We start from the raw sequence: 25,026 nt of genomic DNA on the forward strand, positions 1-25,026 counted from the left end.
GGCGGCGCTTCAGGCGCCGCCCTTCCTTCCACCCTTTGCCTCGCGCACCACGGCATAGCGCTGCAGCGTGCGCTCTCGCGCCTCGGCGTGGTCGACGATCGGCGCCGGATAGCTGTCGCCCAGCCGCACCCCGGCCGCTTCCAGCTCCAGCGGCGCCGCGGTCCAGGGCGCGTGGATGCTCGTGCCCGGCAGCTTCGCCAGCTGCGGCAGATAGCGACGGATGAACTTCCCTTCGGGGTCGAAGCGCTCGCTCTGCGTGACCGGGTTGAAGATCCGGAAGTAGGGCTGCGCGTCGCAGCCGCTAGAACTGGCCCATTGCCAATTGCCGTTGTTGGACGCCAGCTCGAAGTCGTTGAGCTGCAGCGCAAAGTAGCGCTCACCGCGCCGCCAGTCCAGGCCCAGGTCTTTGCAGAGGAAGCTGGCCACGATCATGCGCAGGCGGTTGTGCATGTAGCCGCTCTGGTTGATCTGCGCCATCGCGGCATCGACCAGCGGGTAGCCGGTGCGTCCGCGGCACCAGGCCTCGAAGAGCGTGTCGGCGTGCTTGCCGTGATGCCACTGGATCCGGTCGTACTCCGGCCGGAAGCTCTTGCCTTCGCCGACCTGGGGGTGGTGCGCGAGGATCTGGAAGAAGAAGTCGCGCCAGATCAGTTCCCCCAGCCAGGTCGAGGCTCCGGCGTCGCCCTGCAGCGAAAGCTGGTGCGCCACGCCTGCGAGCTGCCGGACCGAGACGGTGCCGAAGCGCAGATGCACGCCGAGGTAGCTGGGGCCGCGCACGGCCGGATAGTCGCGCGCGTGGTGGTAGCGGTCGATGCGCTGGAAGAAATCCTCGAAGAGCGCTGCGCCGCCCTGGCTGCCGGTCGGGATGTCCAGGTCGGAGAGGTTGCTCTTCCCGAAGCCGATCTCGGCCAGCGCCGGTACGGGCGAGCGGTAGGTGGCGGGTGCGGGCGCCAGCGCATCGGCATGGCTGCGCACCGGGTAGGGCTTCAGGTAGAAGGCATCCACCTTGGCCAGCCAGGCGCGTTTGTAGGCGCTGAACACGGTATAGGGCTGGCCGGTCTTCGTCAGCAGCTCGTCGCGGTCGAAGACGGCCTGGTCCTTGTAGGTGTGGAAGCTGATGCCGCCGTTGGCCAGCGCGCCCAGGACCTTGGCGTCGCGCGCCAGCGCCTCGGGCTCGTCGTCGCGGTTCGCGAACACCGCCTGCACCTCCAGGGCGCGCGCGAGCGGTGCGATCTCGTCCTCGGCCACGGCGTGGCGTACGATCAGCCCGCCGCCCAGGCCGCGCAGCTCGGTCTCCAGCTCGACCAGCGATTCGCGGATGAATTCCACGCGCCGGTCCGCGCGCGGCAGCGCATCGAGGATCGCCCGGTCGAAGACGAAGACGCAGAGCAGTTGCCGACAGGCCCGCAGCGCATGGTAGAGCGCTGCGTTGTCGTCCACGCGCAGGTCGCGGCGGAACCACATGAGGCCCTTGGCGTAGGTCTTGTCGGCGGCCAGTAAAATCGGCGGCATGGCCTCCGATTCTGCCCCGATGAACCTCACGCATCACTTCCTGATCGCGATGCCGGGTCTGACGGACAAGGCCTTCAGCCGGAGCGTGGTCTACCTCTGCGAGCACAGCGAGCGCGGCGCGCTCGGTCTGGTGATCAACAAGCCCAGCGACATCAACCTCGGGGTGCTGTTCGAGAAGATCGAGCTGCGCCTGTCGCGCCCCGAGCTCGGCAACGCGCCGGTGTTCCAGGGCGGCCCGGTGCAGACCGAGCGCGGCTTCGTGCTGCACGAGCCGGTGTTCGGGGAGGGCGAGAAACCCAACGAGTCGGTCTACGCCTCGACCATGACCATTCCCGGCGGCCTGGAAATGACCACCTCCAAGGATGTGCTGGAGGCCCTGGCCACCGGCGCCGGGCCACGCAAGGTGCTGGTGTCGCTCGGCTACGCCGCCTGGGGCGAGGGCCAGCTGGAGTCTGAACTGGCCGAGAACAGCTGGCTCACCGTGGGCGCCGACCCGGAGGTGATCTTCGACACGCCCATCGAGCAGCGCTACGACAAGGCCCTGTCGCTGCTGGGCCTGCAGGCCTGGACGCTGTCGCCTGAAGCGGGGCATGCATGAGGGTTCCGGCAATGCCCGACAGCGCTGCCCCTCCTGCTTCCGTTCCCTCCCATTTCCAAAGCTTCCTGGCCTTCGACTTCGGGCAGAAGCGCACAGGCGTTGCGAGCGGCAACCGGCTGTTGCGAAGCGCGACGCCGCAAGTCACCATCCGGGCCGAAGGCGACGCCCGCTTTGCGCAGATCGAGGCGCGCATCCGCGAGTGGCAGCCGGACGCGCTGGTGGTGGGCGTGCCCTACCACCCGGATGGCGCGGCGCACGACAACACCCGCGCTGCCCAGCGTTTCGCGCGGCAGCTGAAGGGCCGCTTCGGCCTGCCGGTCTACGAGGTCGACGAGCGCTACAGCACCACCGAGGCCCTGGCCTCGGGCGCGCGCGATGCCGACGCGGCGTCGGCCTGCATCATCCTTGAACAGTTTCTGAGGAACCTCCCGTGAATACGATTCCGAGCAACGAAGGGCTGCCCCGAGGGGCAAGCGCCCCTCCGGGTGGCAGCGACAACACGCCAGTGCCGAGCGTGGGGGCCCTGAATGCTGAAGCGCTCTATCTCGAGTTGCTGAGTGGCGTGAAGCCCTTGATGCGCCCGGATACGCGCCTGGTCGGCGTCACCTCCGGCGGCGCCTGGCTGGTCGAGCGGCTGCAGAAGGACCTGGGCCTGCCCGGCACCCCCGGCATCATCTCCTCGGCGATGCATCGCGACGACTTCGCGCGCCGCGGCATGGCCGCGAGCGCGCAGACCTCGCTGCCCTTCGACGTGAACGGCGCCGACGTGCTGCTGCTCGACGACGTGCTCTACACCGGCCGGACCATCCGTGCGGTGCTCAACGAGCTGTTCGACTTCGGCCGGCCGGGCTGCGTGCGGCTCGCGGTGCTGGTCGACCGCGGCGGTCGCGAACTGCCGGTGGCGGCGGACTTCGCGGCGGCGCGGCTCGAGTTGCCGGCTGCGCAGTCGCTCGCGCTTGCGCGCGACGACAAGGGTGTTTTCAGCTTCCAAGTGGAGCAAGCCTGAATGGACTGCCCCCACGCTCATCACCACGTGTATTCGCTGCCCCCCGAGGGCGCGCAGGCCTCCCTTGGGGCGGCCCGGCGGGAGGCCTGATGCTTTACAAACGCAACCCCCAACTCAACAAGAACGGCGAGCTGATCCACCTGCTCTCGATCGAGGGCCTGCCCAAGGCCATCCTCACGCAGATTCTCGACACCGCCGCCAACTTCACCAGCGTGAGCGACCGCGAGGTCAAGAAGGTGCCGCTCCTGCGCGGCAAGAGCGTGTTCAACCTCTTCTTCGAGAACTCGACGCGCACGCGCACCACTTTCGAGATCGCGGCCAAGCGGCTGTCGGCCGACGTGATCAACCTCGACATCGCGCGCTCCTCCGCGAGCAAGGGTGAGTCGCTGCTCGACACCATCGCCAACCTGAGCGCGATGGCCGCCGACCTGTTCGTGGTCCGGCACAGCGAGTCGGGTGCGCCCTACCTGATCGCGCAGCACGTGGCGCCCCACGTGCACGTGGTGAACGCCGGCGACGGCCGCCACGCGCACCCGACCCAGGGGCTGCTCGACATGTACACCATCCGCCACTACAAGAAGGACTTCGCCAACCTCACGGTGGCGATCGTCGGCGACGTGCTGCACTCGCGCGTGGCGCGCTCCGACATCCATGCGCTCACCACCCTGGGCTGCGCCGAGGTGCGGGTGGTCGGCCCCAAGACGCTGGTGCCGGGCGACATGGCGCAGATGGGCGTGCGCGTGTGTCACTCGCTCGAGGAGGGCATCAGGGACTGCGACGTGATCATCATGCTGCGGCTGCAGAACGAGCGCATGAGCGGGGCACTGCTGCCTTCGTCGCAGGAGTTCTTCAAGACCTACGGCCTGACACCCGAGAAGCTGCAGCTCGCCAAGCCCGATGCGATCGTGATGCACCCGGGCCCGATCAATCGTGGGGTCGAGATCGACTCGGCGGTGGTCGACGGCCAGCAGAGCGTGATCCTGCCGCAGGTCACTTTCGGAATCGCCGTCCGCATGGCCGTCATGAGCATCGTGGCAGGTAACGAAGCATGAGAATTCTGATCACCAACGGTCGTGTCATCGATCCGGCCACCGGCCTCGACAAGCAGGCCGACCTGACCATTGCCGACGGCAAGGTGCTCGCCATCGGCAGCACGCCGGCTGACTTCAACGCCGAGCGCACGCTCGATGCGCAAGGCTGCCTGGTCGTGCCCGGCCTGGTCGACCTGGCCGCGCGCTTGCGCGAGCCCGGCTACGAGCACGAGCGCATGCTGGAGAGCGAGATGGCCGCGGCCGCGGCCGGCGGGGTGACCAGCCTGGTCTGCCCGCCCGACACCGACCCCGTGCTCGACGAGCCCGGCCTCGTCGAGATGCTCAAGTTCCGCGCCGAGAAGATGCGCAGTGCGCGCCTGTTCCCGCTGGGCGCACTGACACGCGGCCTGAAGGGCGAGGTGCTGACCGAGATGGCCGAGCTGACCGAGGCCGGCTGCATCGGCTTCAGCCAGGCGGATGTCCCGCTGAACAACACGCAGGTGCTGCAGCGCGCGCTGCTGTACGCCAGCACCTTCGACTACACGGTGTGGCTGCGGCCGCAGGACCGCGATCTGGGCCAGGGTGTGGCCGCCAGCGGCCCGCTCGCCACGCGCCTGGGCCTGTCCGGCGTGCCGGTGGCGGCCGAGACCATTGCACTCTTCACCATCATCGAACTGATGCGCTCCACTGGCGCGCGCGTGCATGTGTGCCGCCTGTCGAGCGCCGCCGGCGTGGCGCTGGTGCGCGCGGCCAAAGCGGAGGGGCTGCCGCTCAGCTGCGACGTCAGCATCAACTCGCTGCACCTGGCCGATACCGACATCGGCTATTTCGACAGCCGTGCGCGGCTCAATCCGCCGTTGCGCCAGCAGCGCGACCGCGATGCGCTCTCGGCGGCGCTGGCCGACGGCACCATCGACGCGCTGGTGTCCGATCACACGCCGGTGGAGGCCGACGCCAAGACCCTGCCCTTCGCCGAGAGCGAGCCGGGCGCCACCGGGCTCGAACTGCTGCTGCCGCTGGCCCTGCAGTGGGGCGAGCAAAGCGGCGCCGGACTGCTGCGCGCGATCGAGGTGGTGAGCACCGCGCCGGCGCGGCTGATCGGGGCCGCCGAAGCAGGGCGCCTGGCGCCGGGCGCGGTGGCCGATCTCTGCGTCGTCGATCCCGCGCTCGAATGGCAGGTGTTGCCCGAGGCGCTGCGCAGCCAGGGCAAGCACACCCCCTTCGGCGGCTATGCCTTGCGCGGGAAGGCGCGCCACACACTGGTCGGCGGGCGGCTGGTCCACGGTTGAGGTCGAACGCCGCCCGATGCAATCCTTGTCCGCGTTCCTGAAGCTCGTACGCGCGCTGGCCCATGCGCATGTCGGCTGGTGGACCATCCGCTCCAAATTTCCCAAGCTCTCCCAGGCCGAACGCGAGCAGCGGGTGCAGGCGTGGGCGACGCGAATGCTCGCGATCATGGGCGTCCGCTTGGTGGTGCAGGGCACGCCGCCCGAGAGTGGGCCGGTTCTGGTGGTGAGCAACCACGTGTCATGGCTGGACATCCTCACTGTCCACGCGGCGCGGCATGTGCGCTTCGTCTCCAAGTCGAACGTGCAGCACTGGCCGCTGATCGGCACCCTGGCCAATGGCGCCGGAACCCTCTACATCGAGCGCGAGCGCCGGCGCGATGCGCTGCGCGTGGTGCACAGCATGACCGAGGCGCTCAGCGGAGGTGACGTGATCGCCGTGTTTCCCGAAGGCACCACCGGCGATGGCAGCACCTTGCTACCCTTCCATGCCAATTTGCTGCAAGCCGCCATCTCCTCGGGCGCTCCAGTGCAGCCGATGGCCCTGCGCTTCACCGATGCCGCCAGCGGGGAAACCAGCTTGGCGCCGCGCTACATCGACGATGACAACCTCGCCACCTCGCTGTGGAACGTGCTGAAGGCGCCGCCGCTGCTCGCGATCGTGCGTTTCGGCGAGCCCCAGCCCTCCTGGGGCCGCGACCGGCGCGCCTGGGCGCTCTCGTTGCACGCGGACGTGCAGGTCTTGTGGCGGGAGACACACTGACTGAAGCGGACGGCCAAAAAAACAGCGCCCCGCAGGGCGCTGTGCAACGGCGCCAGGGGCGCCGGGGAGGAGGAAACTGTTGGGTCCGTTCTGTGCGGGATTCAGCAGGAAAGTCGAAAGACCTTGCAGGTCCTTTTGGACTGCAGTTGATGCAGCTTAGCGGCCGGCCCCGCATCTTTCCTGCCGGAGAAGGCAATGCGCTTGCGTGGGTCGCGACCTACAGAGGGCGCAGACGGCGACCCAGCCCCAGGATGCGTCGAACGCCCCAATCGTGAAAGATCGCCTGTTCCCGCGAGCGGGCGTCCCATGAATCTCACCAATTGTTGCGAACTGCCTCTCGCGCAGGCTGTGGCCGGCATCATCCCGCTCACTCAGCGATTGGACGAGCCATGGACACACTTCTTCTGGTAATTGCCATCAACTTTCTTGTCGTGCCTTTCCTTCAAGAGGCGGAGGCCCAGGGCCGCCAGCTTCGGCGCTTCCCCGCCTTCCTTCACATCCTGCGTCTGGCGCATGTGCGCAGGACACACTGGCTCCGGCCCTTTTGCATCGCCGCCTTGCTCTTTCTGGCCTTTGCCGTGCTGCGAGCGCAGAGTGGGCACGTGGAAGGCCTGACCGTGGTGGTCCACTTCGCCTTCATGCAATTCGTGCTGTGGACGGTGGTGTCCCTGAACGTGCGCAAGCCGGCCCGCGCCCCATCCCATGCCGGGACATCGGACGACGAACTGCCCGGCCGTCCCATCGCCACACCGCTGCCGCGGCGGTCATGAAACCGGTCGGCGGATGGCGCGTGCCGGTATGCCGGTCGCTGCTTCTGCTGCCCCTCGTCGTGCTGGTCGGCTGCCAGTTCCGCAGCGAACCGCGCCCGCTGTCATCGGAAGCACTGCCTCCGCCCGCCTTCATCGATGCGCCTGCGCGTTGCACAGCGGCGCGCGCCCGATTCGGGCTGGGGCGGCGCATCAATATGCCCCTGCTCGAGGAAATGCGCCTGCGCACTGGCGCGCGCGTTGCGCAAGCGTGCTGGCGACGGATGCACAGACGCCCTTCGACGCCGCCCGCTTGATCGTGGAAATCGAGGAAAACGGCCGCGTCATGGGCGTGCGCTGCGCTTAGTCGGAACGGGGCCGTCGGGATCCTCAGGAGGGCGCGTCAGGCGCCGAGGAGGGGGCGCGGCAGCAGGCCCAGGAAGTGGTCGAGCATCTGGAAGTGGTCGTCCAGGAGTTGGTCCTCCAGGCCGGACAACGCTTCAATCGGTATCCACTCCGCAGCGGCCGCGTCGTCATCCGCGCGCACGTCGGGCAGTGTCGGCCGGTCGCCCAGGTCGAAGAAGTGCCCGTGCGTGATGGTGCGGCCGCGCTGGCTGCGATCGGGGCGATCGAACACCTCGGTGCTCGCGAGGCAGGCGAGCAGTTCGGCGGGCGGCAGGTCCAGGTGCGTCTCCTCCTCGAGCTCGCGCAGCGCGGACTGCAAGGTCGTCTCGCGCGCTTCCAGGAAGCCGCCCGGCACGGCGCGCAACCCCTTGCCGGGCGCGTGGCCGCGGCGAATCAGCAGCACGTGCCCGCCGCACTTGACGACGCAGTCCACCGTGACCAGCACCACCGGGTAGGGCGCCACCGACCAGGCGGCGTCGTGCTGGCGCAGGAGCTCCCACTCTTGTGCCAGCGCCGCATGCAGAGGTGTCTCCATCCAGGGACGCAAGTGGGCGAGCGTAGCGGCCGGCAGCGCGCGTGCCAGCACCTCGGGTGCTTCCTTTGCGCCGCCGAAGATCGCATCGCGCACGGTGGCCGCGCTCGCGCTGTGCACGCGCGGCTCGGCCTGCAGCGTCCAGCCGTCGAAGCCGTGAAGGTAGTCGCGCGTGGCGTCCTTCACATGACCGACCAGCACCGTCCCGGTGGTGGATGCCGGCGCCGCGCCCTGTTGCACGAGCGCCGCATCGATGGCCAGGCGCACTTCTGCGAACCAACGCTCCTCGTCGAAGTGGTCGCGCATGGGCACGAAGCACACACGCTGTCGCTCGGTCTCGGCGAGCGCCAGGCGGATCATCTCCGCGCGCTCCTGCCACGTGAAGGGGTTCTTCGGCGAGCGCGCCAGGAAGGCCGAGCCGATCACCACCACGACGCGCGGCGCCGCATCCAGCGCCTTTCGCAGCAGCGTATGGTGGGCGTTGTGGAAAGGCTGGAAGCGGCCGATGAGGACGGCGAGCTCGTGCGTGGCGGGAAGGCGTGCGGTCATTGTGGGGAAAGCGGCAGCTTGGCCTGCCATTCTGGCCGGATATCAATCCCGGACGTGGTAGAGGCGAAGAATCCACCACACTCGTACGCCAGCCATCCGACCGCAAACACCCAGTGAAAACGCCGGCTCTCGACGCGCGCGGCAATGGCGCAGAGCACGACGCCCGCCAAGGTGCGCAAGTCGTATTCGATGCCTTGCGCCACCAGATGGGCCGTTCCCTTGATCCAGGTGTCGAAGACGTCCAGAACGTAGATCAGCCCGAGAATGCCGAAGAACCACTTGCGGCGCGACAGGAAGTAGTCCATGTAGTCGCGTACTCGGCTATATCGTCAGGGAACAGGATGGCGCAAAGCAGGTAAAGCACGGCCGCGTACCCGACCACGAACGCAGACGCGCCGAAATGCCAGGCGTCAGGCGGATGAGCGCGAATTCCCACCACCAGAAGTGGATCAGCATGACCAGCATGAAGCCGGCCCACAGCAGGTGGACGCCGTAGACCTTCAGGCGCCCCGGGTGTTGCGCGAACTTGGCCAAGCCCGAAGCAGCCGCGCGATGACCAGGCTCACGACCATGCTGAGCACCATGCGCACATGGATGAACTGGCTGGGGTCGATATTGCCGGCGTGTTCCATGGCTGCGCTGGGGAAGATTCTTCGACTGGACTCGACAGAAGTTGAATCCATTCTCGCGTCAGCGAGGCGGCCCCGCCGGCGCCGACATGAAACGCGGTGGCTTCGGCCGAGCAAGGGCTGCGAGTCGAGCGCCTTGCTTTCCCCTTTTATTCGAGCGAGCCGAAGGCGCTGCCGGTCATGGGAGAGCGAGCGGCCTTTATTGACTCTTGGCGAAGGCTGCTCACCCACAGCCGCGCGTGGCGCTGTTCGCGGCTCTCGAAGCGGCCGGTAAACCGACGGATCACGGGGCTCTCGATGGCGGCGATCGTCATCCAGTCGGTGGTTCCGAAAGACGCCGATTCGCTGCTGCGCTCCACGAGGGTGGGGCGCAGCGCCAGGATCCATTCGGCCGGGATGTTGGGGTCGGCATCCAGTATTCGCAATGCGATTTTTGCCGCCTTGGGGCTGAGCGTTTGTACCTTGCGAAGGTGAAAGTCCGAGTCCATCGCGCGGCTCCTTCATGGCTTGGGGTAGGGCGGGCGTATCAATATACAGTGAAAAGTAAGTAGATGTGAAAATTTCACATCCGGGGAATCCCATGCAAGCGCCGAGCCAGCGGTCAGCCGGTCGCCAACGCGTCAAGGTCTTGGGTTCTGAAGGAGGGAGGCTGCGCGACGTCCTTGCTGGTCGTAGCGATGTCCACGCCCGCCCAAAACCAGATACTTGACACGTTCAAGGACGAGCTCAACAAATCCAACGCGACCTCGGGCACGGGCAGCGGCGGCATGGCCGCCAGGGCTACGACAACCACCAAGGCGATGAAGCACAAATTCCGGCGCCAACCCACCGTGTACTGTTCCTGCTGCTCTTGGCGACGGCCCCACAGTGCCTCATGAAGCTGGGCGGGCTCGGTGTCGAGATCTGCCGCAAAGCGGTTGTGAGATGCGGCCCTCTTCCTTGGGGCCAATCTACGGTTCCTACCGCCGCCGGAAAGAGCGTGTGTGGCTCAAGTCAGCCATCATCGTCGCCCTCATGATCGCCTTCGGCTGGTCGCTCATTCGCTTGGCGAGTTAACCGGCCTCCGCGCCAGGTATTCGTCGATCCAGGCTCGAGCTTTGCTGGCCAGGACCCGTCTGGCTTCGGCTTCATCGGAAACAGCTCCAGCAAGAGCAACCCGGCACATCAACTTGCCGGCTCGCTTCACGTCGGCAAAGTAGAGGATGCCGTCGCTCGTGCGCTCGGAATCGACCTCCATTGACCAATCTGGAGCAGCAGGCGGATCAACCACATCACGGGCCGGTGAGATGTTCATCGCTAGGCTAATGGGAAAGTTTCACAGCACAGTATGCGACCTTCAGGCGCGACATCAACGGGAGGAATGTCACGGGCGGAGCATCCTGTCCAGCGTTGGCCTCTTCAGAGCTCGCAACGTCGACGCCGCGCTGGGCGGCGCAGGAGAGAGGTGCCAACGTCGCGCGCCTGTCGTTCGCGTTCGCGCCGGCGCGCTTCAGCGGGGTCTGCGATCGTCGGCCGGCCCTTTGGGGTTCAGGTCGCACCACCAGGTCTGCGCACATGGGCCCGGTGCCCTTGGCGCGCGGGTCAAGCCTCCCGCTCCTCGATCCAGTGCGAACCAGGTCCGTAGGCCTCTATAGCGGCTTCCACGATGTTCTGCAGCGTCTCCCGATTTTCTGGTGAATCGGGACGCCAGAGCCCTCCGCAAGGTCGCCTTGGTGCGCTTTCGGTCGCGATGTGCTCTTCCCCTGCGACCCAGCGCAGTCGAATCTCTTTCATCACCTTGACCGCCATAGAGGTGAACACCAAAGCATTCATTTCACGCAGTTTGGGCTACAAGCAGCAGCCGCGCAAGCAGGGGCGGGCTGGATGGACCGATCTCTCTGCATTTCCATATAGGCATTGCGCGGCGACCAACCCGCTCCAGCACGTCGCGCGGCGCCCAGAGCCAGGGTCTTGGCCTTGCCGTTCACGCGGTAGTCCATGCGCCAGTACCTGCCTGCCGCCTTGACGCGCAGGTACATGCCGCTGCCGCCAGCGCGGCGCTACCGCTGGGGAACGTGGTTTCTGATGTTTAGTGAGACGCCCTGATTCGGTCTCGTGGTGCCCTCGACAGGAATCGAACCTGTATCTGAGTCTTAGGAGGACCCCGTTCTATCCATTGAACTACGAGGACGAAGGCGGTGGCGACTTTACCAGTTCGTCACGGTCAGTCGTATTTCACGGTGTAGATCAGGTCGATGCCGCTTTGCTGGCCGGCCTGGCCGCGCAGGGTGAGGCGACGCGTGAGGTCGTAGAAGACGAACAGCGAACCCAGCGTGCCCGACAGGCTGCGCTCGTAGGTCAGGTAAAAATCCTTCGACAGGCGCTTGCCCACGGTGACCGCCGATTCGCGCACGTCGCCGCCGCTGCTCGGCCCCTTGAAGCCGATCTCGTCCAGCCCGAAGCGGCTTGCAAGTCCTCCGCCGGAGCTGCCTGACCCGAGCCGCCCGAGCAGCGCCAGCGCGGCCTGCTGCAGCAGCAGCGATTCGCCGCCGCTGGTGGCCGAGGCGCGGCCCAGCACTACCCATGACAGCGTCTCCGCATCCGACAGCGCCGGCTCGGAGTACAGGCGCACGCGCGGCGACTGCGCAGTGCCGGTGATCTGCACGCCGGCGCGCTGCGAGATGTTGGGCCGGATCGCGAGCACGTCCAGCGCCGGGTTGTCGTAGGGGCCGTTGAAGCGCGCGATGCCAGTCTCCACATCCAGCCGCTGCCCATAGGCACGGTACTGGCCCTTCACGGTGCGCACCTCGCCGGTGATGCGCGGGGGCGTGTTCAGCGCGGTGCTGCGAATGTCGAGCTTGCCTTCCAGCCGCGTCGTCAGGCCGCGCCCCTGCACCGCGAAGTCCTCGCCGAGGTCGAAGCCGATCGCGATGTCCGGCGGCTTCGCGGTCTGCGCCCTGGCGGCCTGCGCGTCTTCGCTGGCTGCCCGGCGCTTCGCGGCTTCGGCCTCCTCGCGGTCCTTGGCGGTCGAGCGCACCACCACGTCGCTGCCCAGGCTGGGTGCGCTCTCGTCGGGCAGGATGATCACGGCACGGTCGGTCGTGAGGTTGCCGCGCACGCTGAACTGGCCGTTGTCCAGCCGTGTTTGCAGATCGCCCGAGAGCGTGACCTGACGGTCGGTGCGCACCAGCACGCGCAGGCCGCGCAGCTGCGTCTGCATGGCCATGCGGATGCCGGTGCCGCTGGCCGGGGCCGGGGCCGTGCCCCAGCTCAGCTCGCCGCGCGCCGACAGCGTGCCGCCACCGGCGGCCGCGGCGCTGGCCGCGGTGCTGATGTTGCCGCTCTGCCCCGCGATGCGCGTGCTGCTGCCGGTGCCGCCCTTGAGGGTGAACTCCGTGATCTCGATGCGTTCGCCGGTCAGCGAGGCACGCAGGCGTCCGTCGCGCAGATCCAGCCCCTCGACCATCGCGCGCAGCGCGAGCTGGTCGGCCGACAACATGCCGTTCCACCGCGGCAGCGCACGGTTGCCCGAGAGCGTGGCATTGGCATCCAGCGTGCCGGCGACGCGCCAGCCGGGCGGCGCCAGGATCGACCAGACGCCGAGGCTGGGCAGCCGCGCCGCCACGCGACCGGCGAGCGGCGCGTCGGGCGCCCATTGCCAGCCGTCCGCGCGGTGCAGCACGCGGGTGCTGGCCTCGGCGCGGATCTGGCCGGCGCGCTCGCTGTCCCAGGCCAGGGTGGCGCGCACGGTGTCGCCCTCGGCGTCGAGCCCGAGCTCGGCTTGGCGCAGGCCGGCCGGGGTGCTGGCACCTTCGGTCGCCGCGTTCATCTTGCGCTCGCTGGCGGTGCCGGTGCCGCGGCTCTCGATGCGCGTGACCAGTGCGGCCTCGCCGGCCTGCACGCGGATGTCGCCGCTGGCGCGGGCGAGCCGGACGCGCGCGCGCAGCGCGTCGCCGGCGTCGATGTCCCAGTCGCCGTCGAGCAGCAGGTCGCCGCTGAGGCCCATCTCGGCCAGCGTAGCGGTGTTGCCCATCGCCTCGGCCCAGGCCATCGGCAGGCCGCGCAAGCGGCCCTGCGAACGCAGGCGGAACGCGCGGTTCGGCGCCGTGCCGCTGTGGCTGTAGCGCAGCGGCTCCCACTCGACGCGCACGGTGCCCGGCACCGGGCCGCGCAGCGTGGCGGATGCGGCCGAGGCCTCCACCTCGAGGCGGCCGGCGTTGCCGCTCTTCAGGGTGGCGGACAGCGTGCGATCCAGCTCCAGTGTCCAGGGCCCGGGGCGGCGCTGGGTGTCCTGCGCCTGCAGCCGCAAGCTGGCGATCGAGGCGCGCCATTGCCTTGCGCGTTCGAGCCCGCCGCTGGCATGCGTGTCGAGCGTGAGCTTCTGCGTGCCGCTCACGGCTTCGCCCTTGAGCGCCAGCGTGGCCTGGGCGAGGCTGCCGGCCAGCTCGGCCCGCAGGTCGCGCAGCTGGAGCTCCGTCGCCGGCCCGCTGTCAGGCGGCGCCAGCCTGAGTGCCAGGCGGGGGACGGAGAGCGTGGCTTTGAGCGTCGGCTCCGTGCTGCCGCGGGAAGCCGGTTCGCTCGCGTTCTGCAGCCGGCGCTGCACGGCCTGCCAGCCGCCCTGCCAGGCGGCGTCGAGCTGCGCGCTGCCCTCGGCACTGCTGCCCGCGAACACCGCCGAGAGCTCGGGCAGGCCCTCCACCCAGCGCTGCAGGGTGGCGGCATCGTCGACGCGGGCCTGGAGCTCGCCGCCGCCGCTGGCCGGTGCGATGCGGCCCTGCAGCCGGGCACTGCCGCCTGGCATCACCAGCTTGAGATCGCCGCTGCCGGCCTGCTCGGCGACGCGCAGCTGGAGCTTGCCTTCGAGGCTGGCGTTGGCCGCCTCGATGCGCAGCGTGCGCAGTTCCAGCACCTGGGCCTGCCACTGGCCGCGTGCCAGGGCGCGATCGAGGCGCAGGCCCTGCAGCGCCTTGCTGCCGGCGCCACCCCCGGCCTGCAGCGCGACGTCGAAGAGCAGCGCCTCGCCGCGCTGCTCGGCGGTGAGGCTCCCGCTCACCGGCGCGCCGGCCAGCTCGCTGTGCAGCGCGCCGGGGCGCACGCCGCGCACCCGGGCGCGCGCCTGCCAGGGCGCTGGCGCGGGGCTCCAGCGGCCCTCGGCCTCGATGCGGCCGCCGCCGGCGCGCACCGTGGCCTCGGGCAGGGCCCAGGTGCTGCCGTCGAAGGTGGCGCGGGCCTGGACCTGCTCGATGGGCAACTGGCCGCTGTCCCAGGGGCCGGGCTTTGCATTGCGGATGTCGGCACGGGCCTGCCAGACCGTGCTGCCGCCGGGCGCGCTGCCGTCGGGGCCGGCCTCGATGTCCCCCGTCAGGAGCGTGCTCGGCGCCCCGGGCCACAGGACGGCCGCGTCCAGGTTCCGAAGCTGCGCCTTGGCGTCGATCACGGGCTGCGGCTGCCAGGGCGCGATGTTGGCCTGCAGCTGCGCTTCCATCGGCGCTTCGGCGCCGGGCTCGGCGGGCTTCAACTGGGCTGCCACGGCCAGCCGCGCATCGGCGGTCGCGAGCGTGCCCTTGGCACTGGCCTCGGCCAGCACCTCGATGCTGCGGCCCTCGGCCAGCGGCGCGCGCACCCGGCCCTCGAGCGCGGCGTCGAAGGCCATCGGCGCCGGGCCTTGCAGCGTGACCCGTGCGCCGTAGTGGCCCTCGGCGATGTCCACGCCCTCGATCACGAGCTGGTGTTCGTCGCCGGCGTAGCGATAGCGGCCTGACAGCTTGTCCGCCTGGAGCGCAGGCGGGCCGGCCCAGCGCAGTTCGTCGATGCGAAAGGGCAGCTCCACGTCCACCGGCAGCACGATCGGCGCCAGCGGCTCGATGGGCTTGTCCTCCACCAGCCCGCGGCGCTCGATCAGCAGCCGCGTCGCATGCACCTCGCCGAGCTGCACCTTGCGCTTCAACAAGGGTGCGAGCTGCCAGCCGATGTCGGCCTCATGCACCTCCACCGCCAGGCTCTCGCTCTGCCAGCGCAGCCAGCCGATGCGCCCGCCGGTGCGCAGCGAGCCGCTGACCTCGCGGCTTTCCAGGCTCTGGCCAGCGGGCAGGTAGCGCGCCGCCCGCGCCAGTGCGAAAGCCAGCGACTGGTTCGAGCCCAGCCACCACCAGGCGCCGGCCGTGAGCGCGCCCACCAGCAGGACCAGGGCGAGCAGGCTCCAGGCCAGGGCACGCAAGGCCCGCCGGCTGCGCGAGCGCACGGGCGTGGGGGAGGGCTGTGCGTCCGGCTGCATGTCAGAAAGTGAAGCCCAGCCGCAGGTGCAGCCTGAACTTCTTGGTATCCACGCCGTAGGCCACGTCGGCCTGTACCGGCCCGATCGGGCTGCGCCAGCGCGCGCCCACGCCGACGCCGACCTTCGTCTTGAGGTCGCCAGGCCGGTCGGCGACGGCACCGGCGTCGATGAAGACTGCGCTCTCCCACTCGGTCAGCTTGCCCTGGTAGACGAAGGGCCGCTGCCATTCGACGCTGGCCACGGTCATGTAGCGGCCGGCGACGATCTGGCCATCAGTGCGCTGGGTGCCGATCTCGCGGTAGCCATAGCCGCGCACGGTGGTGTCGCCGCCGGTCAGGAACATCAGGGTGGAAGGGATTTGCGCTCTGTCTTTCGCGGTCACCGCGCCGGCCTCCGCGCGCAGCTGGAGGCGGCTGCTGCGGGCCGCGCTGGCGCTGTCGTCCTTGTCGGCCCAGCCGAGCGGCACGATGCCGAGCCAGCGCCCGTAGACGCGGGTGAAGGGCAGGTGCTCGCCGGTCAGCGTGTAGCCGGCACCGAGCTCCAGCGCCAGGCCATGGCCCCGCGTCGGCACGCCCGCGTCGTCGAAGTAGCGCCCGGTCCAGCCCCAGTTGACCGACAGCGCCGAGGCCGACGGCGGAGCGTTGACGCCGCGGTTGCGGGCATAGTCGTACTGCAGGAAGTAGGTGTAGTCGATGTGGTCGCTCGACTTGCCCAAGCCGCCGCGCAGCCGCCCGCTGTCGACCTCGTAGCTGCCGGAGGTCTCGCTCTTGAGCTGGCCGGCGCCGAACCAGCGCCAGCCCTTGTCGTCGGGCACGGCGTTCCATTCGGTGCCCAGCGACTGGGTTTCGCGATCGACCGAGAGCTTGGAAACGGCGCGCCAGCCCAGCAGGGGCATGCGGTTGTGGATGTGGTCCAGCGACAGCCGCGGCCCGCTGTCGGTGGTGAAGCCGACGCCCATCACCACTTTCTGCAGCGGTGCCTCGCGCACCTGGGCGATGACGGGCGCCCACAGCGGGTTGCTGCCGTCGGTGTCCAGCGTGAGGAAGACCGAGTCGTAGTAGCCGCTGCTGGCCAGGCGCTGCTGCGCATCGAGCAGCTTCTGCTGGTCATAGTCGCTGCCGGTGGGTACGCGTGCGATGCGGCGCGCGGCGTCGGCGTCGTAGCGCTCGCTGCCGCGCACTTCCAGCGGACCGAAGCGGTAGGCCGGGCCAGAGCGGTAGTCGACGTGCAGCCGGGCCTGGCCGCGGTCGGCATCGATCTCGGCCCGGCTCAGCGCCACGCTGCCGGTCGGGAAGCGCTTGGACGAAAGGCTGCGCAGCGCGGCCGACTTGGCGTTGTCCCAGCCGAGCTGGGTGAAGACCTGGCCGGTTCGCAGCGGCCAGTCCTTGCGGATGGCCTCGCGCTGGACCTCGGCAGTGGGGTCGGTTGCGATCGGTCCGCTGAAGTCGATCTGCACCTGGTGTATTCGCGTGGGCTCGCCGGGATCGACCGTGATGCGTACCTCGCGCGGCGCCTTGGCCTCGGGTGTCTCCTGCAGCTCCAGCGTGAGCGTGGGCGTGAAATAGCCGAGGGTCCCGAGCAGCTCGCGCGCATTGCCTTCGGCGGCCACCATGAGGCGCGAGAGCTCGGCCGCGCCCAGGTCGTCGATCTGGCGATAGCGCTGGATCTCCAGGTTGCGCTCGAGGTACTCGCGCACCGTGTCGGGCGCCTGGACCGACACGCTGAAGGCTTCGCGCGCGCCGGCCGGCTTCTCGTCGCCGACGGGCTTGGCGCCCGCTTCGGTGTCGTCCGGCTCGCTCTTCGGCAGCAGGCTGCAGCCCTGCAGCAGCAGAAGCAGGCCTGCACAAAAAAACGCCGGCATCCACGCCGGCGCGAGCAACCGAAACACCCTGAGCATGCGGCCATTTTGACAGCACGCCCGGGGAGGCCCCCGTAGGCGGGAGCCGCGGCGAGCAACTCAGAGGCTCAGGCCCGGCCGGTGACCTTACGTGCCAGCAGCCAGACCACCGGCGGCGTGAGCATGCGTGCGACGGCCTTGGCCCGGTCCATGCGGTGCATCTTCATGAAGACCGAGGCCGATTCGTCGCCGTGCTGTTTGCCGGCCAGCGGGCTGCTGTAGTAATAGGCGGCGACCGAACGGCGCGGGCGGTCGTCCGGTGCCTGCAGCGGCTTGGTGTGGCCGTGGTAGCTGATCGGGCCGTGCGGCAGCAGGATGGTGCGGCCGAACTCGGGCTGCACGGTGGTCACGCAGCGGTCGTGCTTCTTGTCCCAGAGCTCCAGGCCCGAGCCCCAGTCCGGGTTCCATCCCTTGTTGAGGTAGGTGATGAAGACCATCTCGTTCTTCAGCCCGAGGTGCCGGTGGCGGTTGAAGTCGCGGTGCACGGCGAAGGTCGCGCCGGTGCGGCTTTCGTGCAGACCGCCGCCGAACAGCTTGGGGTCGGGCAGCAGGTAGGGCACGCCGGTCAGGGACGAAAGCCAGTCGATGAACCAGCCGGAATGGAGGATGTCGAAGTACAGCTGGGTGGCCGGGCCCAGCGTCGGCCCGAGCACCGAGCGGCGGGTCGATTCGTAGCGGCTCTTGACCTCGGCCCAGCAGTTGCCGGGCTGGGCATCGAATTCCTCGGCCACCAGGTCCAGCAGAGCCGGATTGAACAGGTTCTCCAGCACCAGGTGCGGGAAGGGAGAGGCGGCCATCAGCGCGTTGCGCAGGCGATCGCGCTGGGCCGGCGAGAAAAGGGCGCGATCGACCAGCTCGTCGCGCGGCAGCTGCACGCCGCGGATGCTCACGAAGTCGCCCCGGGGCTGGAAGCGCGGATCTTGCTCCGCCGCGGGCAGGGGTTGCTCGAGAACCGGCGGATCGAGCGGCAGCGAAAGAACGGCAGACATGGCAACACCTCCAGCACGGACCGGCGTCAACGAAACGCCTTATTTGAATCCTTAGGTGTTAACTGTAACTCGGCGTCTCTAAGTTGTGACAACTTTTTTCGCAATAGCCCGCCCAAAAACGTTAGCACCTCCAGCCTAGGCCGCGTGTCGGAGGCCGCCTACTTGGAGAGCAGCCGCATGGCCTCCTCGAGGCCCTTGAGGGTCAGCGGGTACATGCGGTGGGATACGAGTTGTTGCATGACCGCGATACTTTGGCGGTATTGCCAGACGCCCTGGGGCTCGGGGTTGATCCAGGCGAACTTGGGGAAGGCATGGGTCAGGCGCTGGATCCATTCGGCGCCCGCTTCTTCGTTGTTGTATTCGACGCTGCCGCCCGGCTGCAGGATCTCGTAGGGGCTCATGGTCGCGTCGCCGACGAAGACCAGCTTGTAGTCCTTGTTGTACTTGCGAATGATGTCCCAGGTGGCGAACTTCTCGGAGAAGCGGCGCCGGTTGTTCTTCCACATGAAGTCGTAGACGCAGTTGTGGAAATAGTAGAACTCCAGGTGCTTGAACTCGGTCTTGACGGCCGAGAACAGCTCCTCGACGCGCTGGATGTGCTCGTCCATGGTGCCGCCCACATCCATCAGCAACAGCACCTTCACGTTGTTGTGGCGCTCGGGCCGCATCTTGATGTCGAGGTAGCCGGCGTTGGCGGCCGTCTTGTGGATCGTCTCGTCCAGGTCCAGCTCGTCCTCGTGGCCTTCGCGCGCGAACTTGCGCAGGCGCCTGAGCGCGATCTTGATGTTGCGCGTGCCCAGCTCCTGGCTGTCGTCGTAGTCCTTGTAGGCGCGCTGGTCCCACACCTTCACCGCGCTCTTGTTCTTGCCCGCGCCGCCGATGCGGATGCCCTGCGGGTTGTAGCCGCCGTGGCCGAAGGGCGAAGTGCCGCCGGTGCCGATCCACTTGCTGCCGCCCTCGTGGCGCTCCTTCTGCTCCTCGAAGCGCTTCTTGAGCGTCTCCATGAGCTCGTCCCAGCCCATCTTCTCGATCTTGGCCTTCTCCTCGGCCGTGAACTCGCGCTCCAGCGTCTTGCGCAGCCAGTCGAGCGGCACTTCCTTGGTGAAGTCGGTCACCAGCTCCACGCCCTTGAAGTAGGCGGCGAAGGCGCGGTCGAACTTGTCGTAGTGCTTCTCGTCCTTCACCAGCGCGGTGCGCGAGAGGTAGTAGAAGTCGTCGAGGCCGAAGGCGCCTTCCGAATTCGGGCCGACCACGTCGGCCTGCAGCGCCTCCAGCAGACTGAGGTATTCCTTGACGGACACCGGCAGCTTGGCCGAGCGAAGGGTGTAGAAGAAGTCGATCAGCATGGCGAATCACTCCCGGGTTTCAGGGCGCGGCTTGTCCAGCAGGTAGAGCAGCTGGGCCCGCACCTCGGGCCACTCGCCCGAGCGCAGGCTGTACATCACGGTGTCGCGGATGGTGCCGTCGCGGCGCAGCGCATGGCCGCGGATCACGCCGTCCTTGCGGGCGCCCAGGCGCTCGATGGCGCGCTGCGACGCATGGTTGAAGTTGTCGGTGCGCCAGCCCACCACGTGGCAGCCCAGCGTGTCGAAGGCGTGCGTCATCATCAGCAGCTTGCAGGTGGTGTTGACGTGCGTGCGCTGGCAGCGCCCGGCATACCAGGTGTAGCCGATCTCGACGCGCTTCACCGCGGGCAGGATGTCATGGTAGCTGGTCGACCCGAGCACCGCGCCGCTGGCCTCGTCGGTCACGGCGAAGGCGAAACGGTGGCCGCCCTCGCGTGCGGCCAGGGCCGTCTCGATGTAGGCACGCGTTTCCTGCGGCTCGGGGACCGAGGTGACGCGGATCTTCCACAGCTCGCCATCGGCGGCGGCGGCGCGCAGGCCGTCCTCGTGGTCCAGCGCCAGCGGCACCAGCGCGATGCCGCGCGACCTCAGCGTGACCGGCTCGACGAATGCCATCTTCCTCAACTCCTCGGTGAACCGTACTTTCGCGTGAACCAGGCCCGTGCGAGCTGCGCGCCGGCGCCGCCGCCCAGGCCGATCAGCAAGATGCCGAAGACGGCACTGTTGCTGTAGCCGCCGGGCCCGAAGGCATCGAGCCCGAGCGCCAGGCCGAGCCAGCGGCCCAGGAGCGCGCCCACGATGAACAGGACCGCCTGTGCCAGGCCCAGCAGCATCAACTGGCGAGTGGACGGACGGCCTTCGCTCATCGGTTGTGGCGTTGCATGAACACCAGCTTCTCGAACAGCGTCACGTCCTGCTCGTTCTTGAGCAGCGCGCCCACCAGCGGCGGAACCGCGACCTTGTCGTCCTTGCTCTGCAGCGCCTCGAGCGGGATGTCCTCCGCCACCAGCAGCTTGAGCCAGTCCAGCAGCTCCGACGTCGACGGCTTCTTCTTCAGGCCGGGCAGGTTGCGCACGTCGTAGAAGGTCTTCATGGCCGAGGCCAGCAGCTCCTGCTTGAGGTTGGGGAAGTGCACCGCCACGATGCTCTTCATGGTCTCGGCGTCGGGGAACTTGATGTAGTGGAAGAAGCAGCGGCGCAGGAAAGCGTCCGGCAGCTCTTTCTCGTTGTTCGAGGTGATGAAGACCACCGGCCGGTGCTTCGCCTGGACCAGTTCGCGCGTCTCGTAGCAGTAGAACTCCATGCGGTCGAGCTCGCGCAGCAGGTCGTTCGGGAATTCGATGTCGGCCTTGTCGATCTCGTCGATCAGCAGGGCCACCGGCTCATCGGCAGTGAAGGCCTGCCACAGCACACCCTTGACGATGTAGTTGTGGATGTCCTTCACGCGCTCGTCACCCAGTTGCGAATCGCGCAGCCGGCTCACCGCGTCGTACTCGTAGAGGCCCTGCTGGGCCTTGGTGGTCGACTTGATGTGCCACTGCAGCAGCGGCAGCCCGAGCGAGCCCGCCACCTCTTCCGCGAGCATCGTCTTGCCGGTGCCGGGCTCGCCCTTGACGAGCAGCGGGCGCTTGAGTGCGATGGACGCGTTGACCGCGAGCATCAGATCCTGTGTGGCGACGTAGTTGTCGGAACCCTTGAATTTCATGGATGGCGTAAAGCAGAGGGGGTGGATGAAGGACTCAACATTCCATTCATCTGCGTCGCGCAACGCCTGAGTCCACTGGACGGGTGCCTCACGCACGGGGCCGCCGGGAGCCCCCGCATATAATCAAATGTTGACTAGAAAACCAGTTTTCCACGAGATTGTGCGCGCAAAATGAACAAGTTGTTGTCCACGGTGTTTGCCCTCGCTGTCGCTTGCGTGACGGTCTCCGCCCAAGCCCAGAAGATCACGGGCAATGCCGAAAACGGCTCGAAGAAGGTGGCCATGTGCGTCGGCTGCCACGGCATCGTCGGCTACCAGGCCAGCTTTCCTGAAGTTCACAAGGTCCCGATGATCGCGGGCCAAAGCGCCACCTACATGGTCTCGGCCCTCACGGCCTACAAGGGCGGCGACCGCAAGCATCCCACCATGCGCGCCATCGCCGACTCGCTGAGCGAGCAGGACATCGCCGACGTTGCCGCCTACTACAGCCAGCTAGGCGTGCAGGAAGGCGATGCCCCGCCGGCCGCCGTGGCCAAGCAGCCCAGCGAGCGCGTGCAGGCCCTGATCTCGCGCGACAAGGACAACGCCTGCACCAAGTGTCATGGCGCCAACTTCAACACCCCGAACGACGGCACGGTCGCCAAACTGGCCGGCCAGCACGCCGACTACCTTTACGTCGCTCTCAAGTCCTACAAGGTCGAGAAGCACGCGACCATCGGCCGCTCCAACGGCGTGATGAGCGGGCAGGCCAAGAAGTTCAGCAACACGGAGCTGAAGGAGCTGGCCAGCTACATCAGCTCCTTGCCAGGCGAATTGAAAACGGTGCCGGACTCGAAGCTCCACCACGCCAGGTAAGAGCGGTATCGCTCAAGAAGAAAGCCCGCTGCAAGCGGGCTTTCTTCTTTGGGTCGTGCCCCCCTCAGACGTCGAAGAACACCGTCTCCTGGGGTCCCTGCATGTGGATGTCGAAGCGGTACGTGACCTGCCCGCCCGTCTCAATGCGCTGCGCGATCAGCGTCTGCCGCCGCTCGGCCGGCACGCCGGCCAGTACCTTGTCCTCGGCATTCGCCTTCGCCTCGTCGCTGAAGTAGATGCGCGTGAAGGTGTGCAGCAGCATGCCGCGCATCAGCACGATCACGTTGACGTGCGGCGCTTCGCCGGCCGATTCGGCGCCGGGCTTGACGGTGTGGAACACGAAGCGCTTCTGCGCATCGGTGCCCGTGCCCGCGCGGCCGAAGGCGCGGAAGCCGATGGCCTGCGCATCCTCCACCGACTGTGGGTAGGCGCCGGTGCCGTCGGGCTGGCTGATCTCCACCAGCGCATCGTCGATCGGCTTGCCGTCGCCGTCGATCACCAGACCCTCGATGCGGACGCGCTCGCCGCGCGCGTTGTCCAGCGCGAGCACGGCATCGAAGGGCTGGTCGAAGTCGTAGCCGTACTGGGTGGCCGCGAGGCCGTAGGCGAAGTAGGGGCCGACCGTCTGCGAAGGGGTCTGGCCGAAGTTGGTTTCGAGTGCGCTCATCATGGTGCGTGTCTCCTGTGCTTCAGCGGGTTTCGAAAGGCGTCTCGTCGGCGCCGCGCAGCACCATGTCGAACACGTAGCCGAGCGCGTAGCCTTCTTCCGTGACGTCGAGGCTGAAGTCGGCGACCAGCCGGTTGCGCACCTTCTCCGGCGTGCCGGTGATCATCGGGTCGTACTGCATCAGCGGGTCGCCGGGGAAGTACATCTGCGTCACCAGCCGGCTGGCGAAGTGCTCGCCGAACAGCGACAGGTGGATGTGCTGCGGCCGCCAGGCGTTGGGATGGTTGCCCCAGGGATAGGCGCCCGGCTTGATGGTGAGGAAGCGGTAGCGGCCCTCGTTGTCGGTGAGGCAGCGGCCGGCGCCGAGGAAGTTCGGATCCAGCGGCGCGTCGTGCTGGTCCACCTTGTGCACGTAGCGGCCGCAGGCGTTGGCCTGCCACAGCTCCACCAGCGTATTGCGCACCGGGCGGCGGCGCTCGTCGAGCACCTGGCCGGTGAGGATCATGCGTTCGCCCAGCGGCTCGCCGTTCCTGCGCGCGTTGCGGGTGAGGTCGTTGTCCAGCTCGCCGATGCTGCTGTGGCCGTACACCGGCTGGCGCAGCTCGCCCAGCGAAGCCTTCAGCGGGATCAGCGGCTGCGTCGGCCCGCGCTTGGCGGTCGACCTGTAGCCGGAGTAGAGGTAGGAAGGGTGGCTGGGCCAGTCGCGCGGCGTCAGAGTGGGCAGCGCGCCGTCTTGCGGGGAAGAGCTCATGAACTTGTCTCCGGGTTCGTGGGGATGGCGTGACTGTATTCATGCGCATTGCTGATGTAAATTGACGTTCTTGCTATTTTTCATAAGCCTTGGTAATTGAATGGCCGCCAAGTCCGAAGCCTTCCTGCGCGGTGTGCAGCTCAGGCACCTGCGCTGCCTGGTGGCGGTGGCGCAGGAGCGCCATCTGGCGCGCGCAGCCGAGCGGCTGGCACTGAGCCAGCCGGCGGTGTCCAAGACCCTGGCCGAGCTCGAGGCGCTGGCCGGCGCCCGGCTGGTGGAGCGCGGCAGCGCGGGGCGGCGCGGCATCCAGGGCTTCACCGTCGCGGGCGAGCAGTTGCTGGCGCATGCGCTGCGCGTGCTGGAGGCCCTCGATGCCAGCGCCCAGGCGCTGATGCCCGCCTCCGGCGTGCGCCTGCAGCGCCTGCGCATCGGCGCGCTGCCCAGCGTGGCGCCTTCCCTGCTGCCGGCGGCGCTGGCCGCGCTGCGCGAGCGCTTGCCCCAGGTGCAAGTTCTGGTGCAGACCGGCGCCAACGCGCTCTTGCTCGATGCGCTGCGTGCCGGCGAGCTGGACCTGGTGGCCGGCCGCATGAGCGATCCGCAACTGATGGCCGGCCTCACCTTCGAGCTGCTCTACACCGAGCCGCTGGCCCTGGTCGCGCGCGCCGGCCATCCGCTGGCGGGCGCTGCGCCTTCGGTGCAGGAGGTGTTGCACTATCCCCTGGTGATCTACAGCGAGGGCACGATCCCGCGCCATCACACCGAGAGCTTTCTGTCGGGCCTCGGCCTGCGCCTGCCCGCGCATGGAACGCAGACGCTGGACCTCTCGGTGGCGCGCGCGCTGCTACTGCGCTCGGATGCCGTGTGGTTCACGCCCGTCGGCGCCGCGCGCGACGACCTCGCCAGCGGCCAGCTGGTGCGCCTGGCGGTCGACACCGCGGGCACCGAGGAGCCGGTGGGCCTGCTGCTGCGCAGCGATGCCGAACCTTCCGCCGCGCGCCAGGCACTGATCGCCTTGCTGCGCGAGAGCGGCGCGGATCAGTCGCGCGTGGCGCGCCGCTGAACGCAGGCCACGTAGGCCTCGCCGTCGGGCGGGCGGCCGGCGCGCTGGCTCTCCCACATCATCTGGCCCAGGCATTCCATCGCCTCGTGATGCGCGTCGAGCAGAGAGTCGCGGCGCGCGGCCAGCAGCTCGACCGCCTGGCGGATGCCGCGGGGCTGGTCGATGGAGCACTGCTCGCTGATCGACAGATGCATCGACAGATGCAGGAAGGGGTTCTCGCGTCCGTCCTTGCCGTCGTAGACGCGGGCCACCGCCGCGTCGGCATCGGCCAGGTCGGCGTGGTACTCGGGGTGCTCGTCGATCCATCGGCTGGCGATGATCTCCAGCGCCTCCATCGGCCGGCCCTGCCGGCTCTTGGCGTAGACGTCGCAGAAGAAGCGGCGCACTTCTTCCTGGGTGGGATTGAACATGGACCGAGGTTAGCACCGCCCCCAAGGGCGCATGCC

At 68.3% G+C, this 25,026-nt stretch carries 28 protein-coding genes and 1 tRNA gene; 9 read left to right on the top strand and 20 right to left on the bottom strand.

Features of this window, described 5'->3' with window-relative positions:
- Positions 1-9 precede the first annotated feature (9 nt).
- Positions 10-1,512 carry a cryptochrome/photolyase family protein gene (locus tag AC3A6X_RS23385; protein WP_487844441.1) on the bottom strand — a complete coding sequence of 501 codons (1,503 nt, stop codon included), beginning with the start codon at positions 1,510-1,512 and terminating at the stop codon, positions 10-12.
- Between AC3A6X_RS23385 and AC3A6X_RS23390 the strand changes: the two genes are divergently transcribed.
- The 7 genes from AC3A6X_RS23390 to AC3A6X_RS23420 all read left to right on the top strand — a co-directional run bounded on the left by AC3A6X_RS23390 (position 1,511) and on the right by AC3A6X_RS23420 (position 6,966).
- Positions 1,511-2,110 carry a YqgE/AlgH family protein gene (locus AC3A6X_RS23390; protein ID WP_487844442.1) on the top strand — a complete coding sequence of 200 codons (600 nt, stop codon included), beginning with the start codon at positions 1,511-1,513 and terminating at the stop codon, positions 2,108-2,110. The two genes, AC3A6X_RS23385 and AC3A6X_RS23390, sit on opposite strands and share 2 nt — an antisense overlap.
- A gap of 11 nt (positions 2,111-2,121) precedes the next feature.
- Positions 2,122-2,544 (top strand): Holliday junction resolvase RuvX, encoded by a 423-nt coding sequence (ruvX, locus tag AC3A6X_RS23395; RefSeq protein ID WP_487844443.1) that lies wholly within the window; start codon positions 2,122-2,124, stop codon positions 2,542-2,544.
- A gap of 80 nt (positions 2,545-2,624) precedes the next feature.
- Positions 2,625-3,116 carry a bifunctional pyr operon transcriptional regulator/uracil phosphoribosyltransferase PyrR gene (pyrR, locus tag AC3A6X_RS23400; RefSeq protein ID WP_487844542.1) on the top strand — a complete coding sequence of 164 codons (492 nt, stop codon included), beginning with the start codon at positions 2,625-2,627 and terminating at the stop codon, positions 3,114-3,116.
- 89 nt (positions 3,117-3,205) lie between these two features.
- Positions 3,206-4,168: an aspartate carbamoyltransferase catalytic subunit gene (locus AC3A6X_RS23405; RefSeq protein ID WP_487844444.1), complete on the top strand. Its 963-nt coding sequence runs from the start codon at positions 3,206-3,208 to the stop codon at positions 4,166-4,168.
- Positions 4,165-5,436 carry a dihydroorotase gene (locus tag AC3A6X_RS23410; RefSeq protein ID WP_487844445.1) on the top strand — a complete coding sequence of 424 codons (1,272 nt, stop codon included), beginning with the start codon at positions 4,165-4,167 and terminating at the stop codon, positions 5,434-5,436. The genes AC3A6X_RS23405 and AC3A6X_RS23410 overlap by 4 nt, the downstream gene beginning before the upstream one ends.
- 16 nt (positions 5,437-5,452) lie before the next feature.
- A complete protein-coding gene (locus AC3A6X_RS23415; protein ID WP_487844446.1) occupies positions 5,453-6,196 on the top strand; it encodes a lysophospholipid acyltransferase family protein in 744 nt (247 codons plus the stop codon).
- Between the two features lie 389 nt (positions 6,197-6,585).
- Entirely contained in the window at positions 6,586-6,966 is a 381-nt protein-coding gene (locus AC3A6X_RS23420; RefSeq protein WP_487844447.1) for a hypothetical protein, read from the top strand.
- 379 nt (positions 6,967-7,345) lie between these two features.
- On the opposite strand, the gene AC3A6X_RS23425 is transcribed toward AC3A6X_RS23420, so the two are convergent.
- The 16 genes from AC3A6X_RS23425 to AC3A6X_RS23500 all read right to left on the bottom strand — a co-directional run bounded on the left by AC3A6X_RS23425 (position 7,346) and on the right by AC3A6X_RS23500 (position 21,247).
- Positions 7,346-8,428: an NUDIX domain-containing protein gene (locus tag AC3A6X_RS23425; protein WP_487844448.1), complete on the bottom strand. Its 1,083-nt coding sequence runs from the start codon at positions 8,426-8,428 to the stop codon at positions 7,346-7,348.
- On the bottom strand, positions 8,425-8,733 hold the full coding sequence (locus AC3A6X_RS23430) for a hypothetical protein (RefSeq protein WP_487844449.1): 309 nt from the start codon (positions 8,731-8,733) through the stop codon (positions 8,425-8,427). Before AC3A6X_RS23430 ends, AC3A6X_RS23425 begins: the two co-directional genes overlap by 4 nt.
- A gap of 195 nt (positions 8,734-8,928) precedes the next feature.
- Positions 8,929-9,060 carry a hypothetical protein gene (locus tag AC3A6X_RS23435; protein WP_487844450.1) on the bottom strand — a complete coding sequence of 44 codons (132 nt, stop codon included), beginning with the start codon at positions 9,058-9,060 and terminating at the stop codon, positions 8,929-8,931.
- A gap of 146 nt (positions 9,061-9,206) precedes the next feature.
- Positions 9,207-9,545, bottom strand: a complete 339-nt coding sequence (locus tag AC3A6X_RS23440) for a hypothetical protein (protein ID WP_487844451.1) — start codon at positions 9,543-9,545, stop codon at positions 9,207-9,209.
- A gap of 113 nt (positions 9,546-9,658) precedes the next feature.
- A complete protein-coding gene (locus AC3A6X_RS23445; RefSeq protein WP_487844452.1) occupies positions 9,659-10,006 on the bottom strand; it encodes a hypothetical protein in 348 nt (115 codons plus the stop codon).
- Positions 10,007-10,093: 87 nt separating this feature from the next.
- Positions 10,094-10,351, bottom strand: coding sequence for a hypothetical protein (locus AC3A6X_RS23450; RefSeq protein ID WP_487844453.1), 258 nt, complete (start codon positions 10,349-10,351; stop codon positions 10,094-10,096).
- A gap of 287 nt (positions 10,352-10,638) precedes the next feature.
- On the bottom strand, positions 10,639-10,869 hold the full coding sequence (locus AC3A6X_RS23455; RefSeq protein WP_309967528.1) for a hypothetical protein: 231 nt from the start codon (positions 10,867-10,869) through the stop codon (positions 10,639-10,641).
- A complete protein-coding gene (locus AC3A6X_RS23460; protein WP_487844454.1) occupies positions 10,866-11,075 on the bottom strand; it encodes a hypothetical protein in 210 nt (69 codons plus the stop codon). The genes AC3A6X_RS23455 and AC3A6X_RS23460 overlap by 4 nt, the downstream gene beginning before the upstream one ends.
- Positions 11,076-11,152: 77 nt before the next feature.
- Positions 11,153-11,227, bottom strand: a tRNA-Arg gene (locus AC3A6X_RS23465).
- Positions 11,228-11,260: 33 nt separating this feature from the next.
- Positions 11,261-15,310 (bottom strand): translocation/assembly module TamB domain-containing protein, encoded by a 4,050-nt coding sequence (locus AC3A6X_RS23470; protein ID WP_487844455.1) that lies wholly within the window; start codon positions 15,308-15,310, stop codon positions 11,261-11,263.
- A gap of 1 nt (position 15,311) precedes the next feature.
- On the bottom strand, positions 15,312-17,207 hold the full coding sequence (locus AC3A6X_RS23475) for an autotransporter assembly complex protein TamA (protein WP_487844456.1): 1,896 nt from the start codon (positions 17,205-17,207) through the stop codon (positions 15,312-15,314).
- A gap of 68 nt (positions 17,208-17,275) precedes the next feature.
- Positions 17,276-18,196 (bottom strand): 2OG-Fe(II) oxygenase, encoded by a 921-nt coding sequence (locus AC3A6X_RS23480; RefSeq protein WP_487844457.1) that lies wholly within the window; start codon positions 18,194-18,196, stop codon positions 17,276-17,278.
- Positions 18,197-18,354: 158 nt separating this feature from the next.
- On the bottom strand, positions 18,355-19,542 hold the full coding sequence (locus tag AC3A6X_RS23485) for a vWA domain-containing protein (protein WP_106559637.1): 1,188 nt from the start codon (positions 19,540-19,542) through the stop codon (positions 18,355-18,357).
- Between the two features lie 6 nt (positions 19,543-19,548).
- On the bottom strand, positions 19,549-20,157 hold the full coding sequence (locus tag AC3A6X_RS23490) for a GNAT family N-acetyltransferase (RefSeq protein ID WP_487844458.1): 609 nt from the start codon (positions 20,155-20,157) through the stop codon (positions 19,549-19,551).
- 5 nt (positions 20,158-20,162) lie between these two features.
- The gene (locus AC3A6X_RS23495; RefSeq protein ID WP_487844459.1) at positions 20,163-20,408 is read right to left on the bottom strand and encodes a hypothetical protein; all 246 of its coding nucleotides are present in this window, start codon (positions 20,406-20,408) and stop codon (positions 20,163-20,165) included.
- Complete coding sequence (locus tag AC3A6X_RS23500) at positions 20,405-21,247, bottom strand: AAA family ATPase (RefSeq protein ID WP_309967507.1); 843 nt, start codon at positions 21,245-21,247, stop codon at positions 20,405-20,407. The genes AC3A6X_RS23495 and AC3A6X_RS23500 overlap by 4 nt, the downstream gene beginning before the upstream one ends.
- A gap of 171 nt (positions 21,248-21,418) precedes the next feature.
- On the opposite strand from AC3A6X_RS23500, the gene AC3A6X_RS23505 reads away from it, so the two are divergent.
- Positions 21,419-22,102 carry a c-type cytochrome gene (locus AC3A6X_RS23505; RefSeq protein ID WP_487844460.1) on the top strand — a complete coding sequence of 228 codons (684 nt, stop codon included), beginning with the start codon at positions 21,419-21,421 and terminating at the stop codon, positions 22,100-22,102.
- Positions 22,103-22,166: 64 nt separating this feature from the next.
- Here AC3A6X_RS23505 and pcaG read toward each other — a convergent pair whose 3' ends face one another.
- Together pcaG and pcaH are read right to left on the bottom strand one after the other, a co-directional pair.
- Positions 22,167-22,772, bottom strand: coding sequence for a protocatechuate 3,4-dioxygenase subunit alpha (gene pcaG / locus AC3A6X_RS23510; RefSeq protein WP_487844461.1), 606 nt, complete (start codon positions 22,770-22,772; stop codon positions 22,167-22,169).
- 19 nt (positions 22,773-22,791) lie between these two features.
- The gene (pcaH, locus tag AC3A6X_RS23515) at positions 22,792-23,520 is read right to left on the bottom strand and encodes a protocatechuate 3,4-dioxygenase subunit beta (protein ID WP_106559631.1); all 729 of its coding nucleotides are present in this window, start codon (positions 23,518-23,520) and stop codon (positions 22,792-22,794) included.
- Between the two features lie 100 nt (positions 23,521-23,620).
- On the opposite strand from pcaH, the gene AC3A6X_RS23520 reads away from it, so the two are divergent.
- The gene (locus AC3A6X_RS23520; RefSeq protein ID WP_487844462.1) at positions 23,621-24,580 is read left to right on the top strand and encodes a LysR substrate-binding domain-containing protein; all 960 of its coding nucleotides are present in this window, start codon (positions 23,621-23,623) and stop codon (positions 24,578-24,580) included.
- Here the strand turns inward: AC3A6X_RS23520 and AC3A6X_RS23525 are convergent.
- A complete protein-coding gene (locus tag AC3A6X_RS23525) occupies positions 24,556-24,990 on the bottom strand; it encodes a DUF1841 family protein (RefSeq protein ID WP_309967493.1) in 435 nt (144 codons plus the stop codon). The two genes, AC3A6X_RS23520 and AC3A6X_RS23525, sit on opposite strands and share 25 nt — an antisense overlap.
- Between the last annotated feature and the right edge of the window lie 36 nt (positions 24,991-25,026).

The organism is Variovorax sp. Soil_C_12, assembly GCF_057657375.1.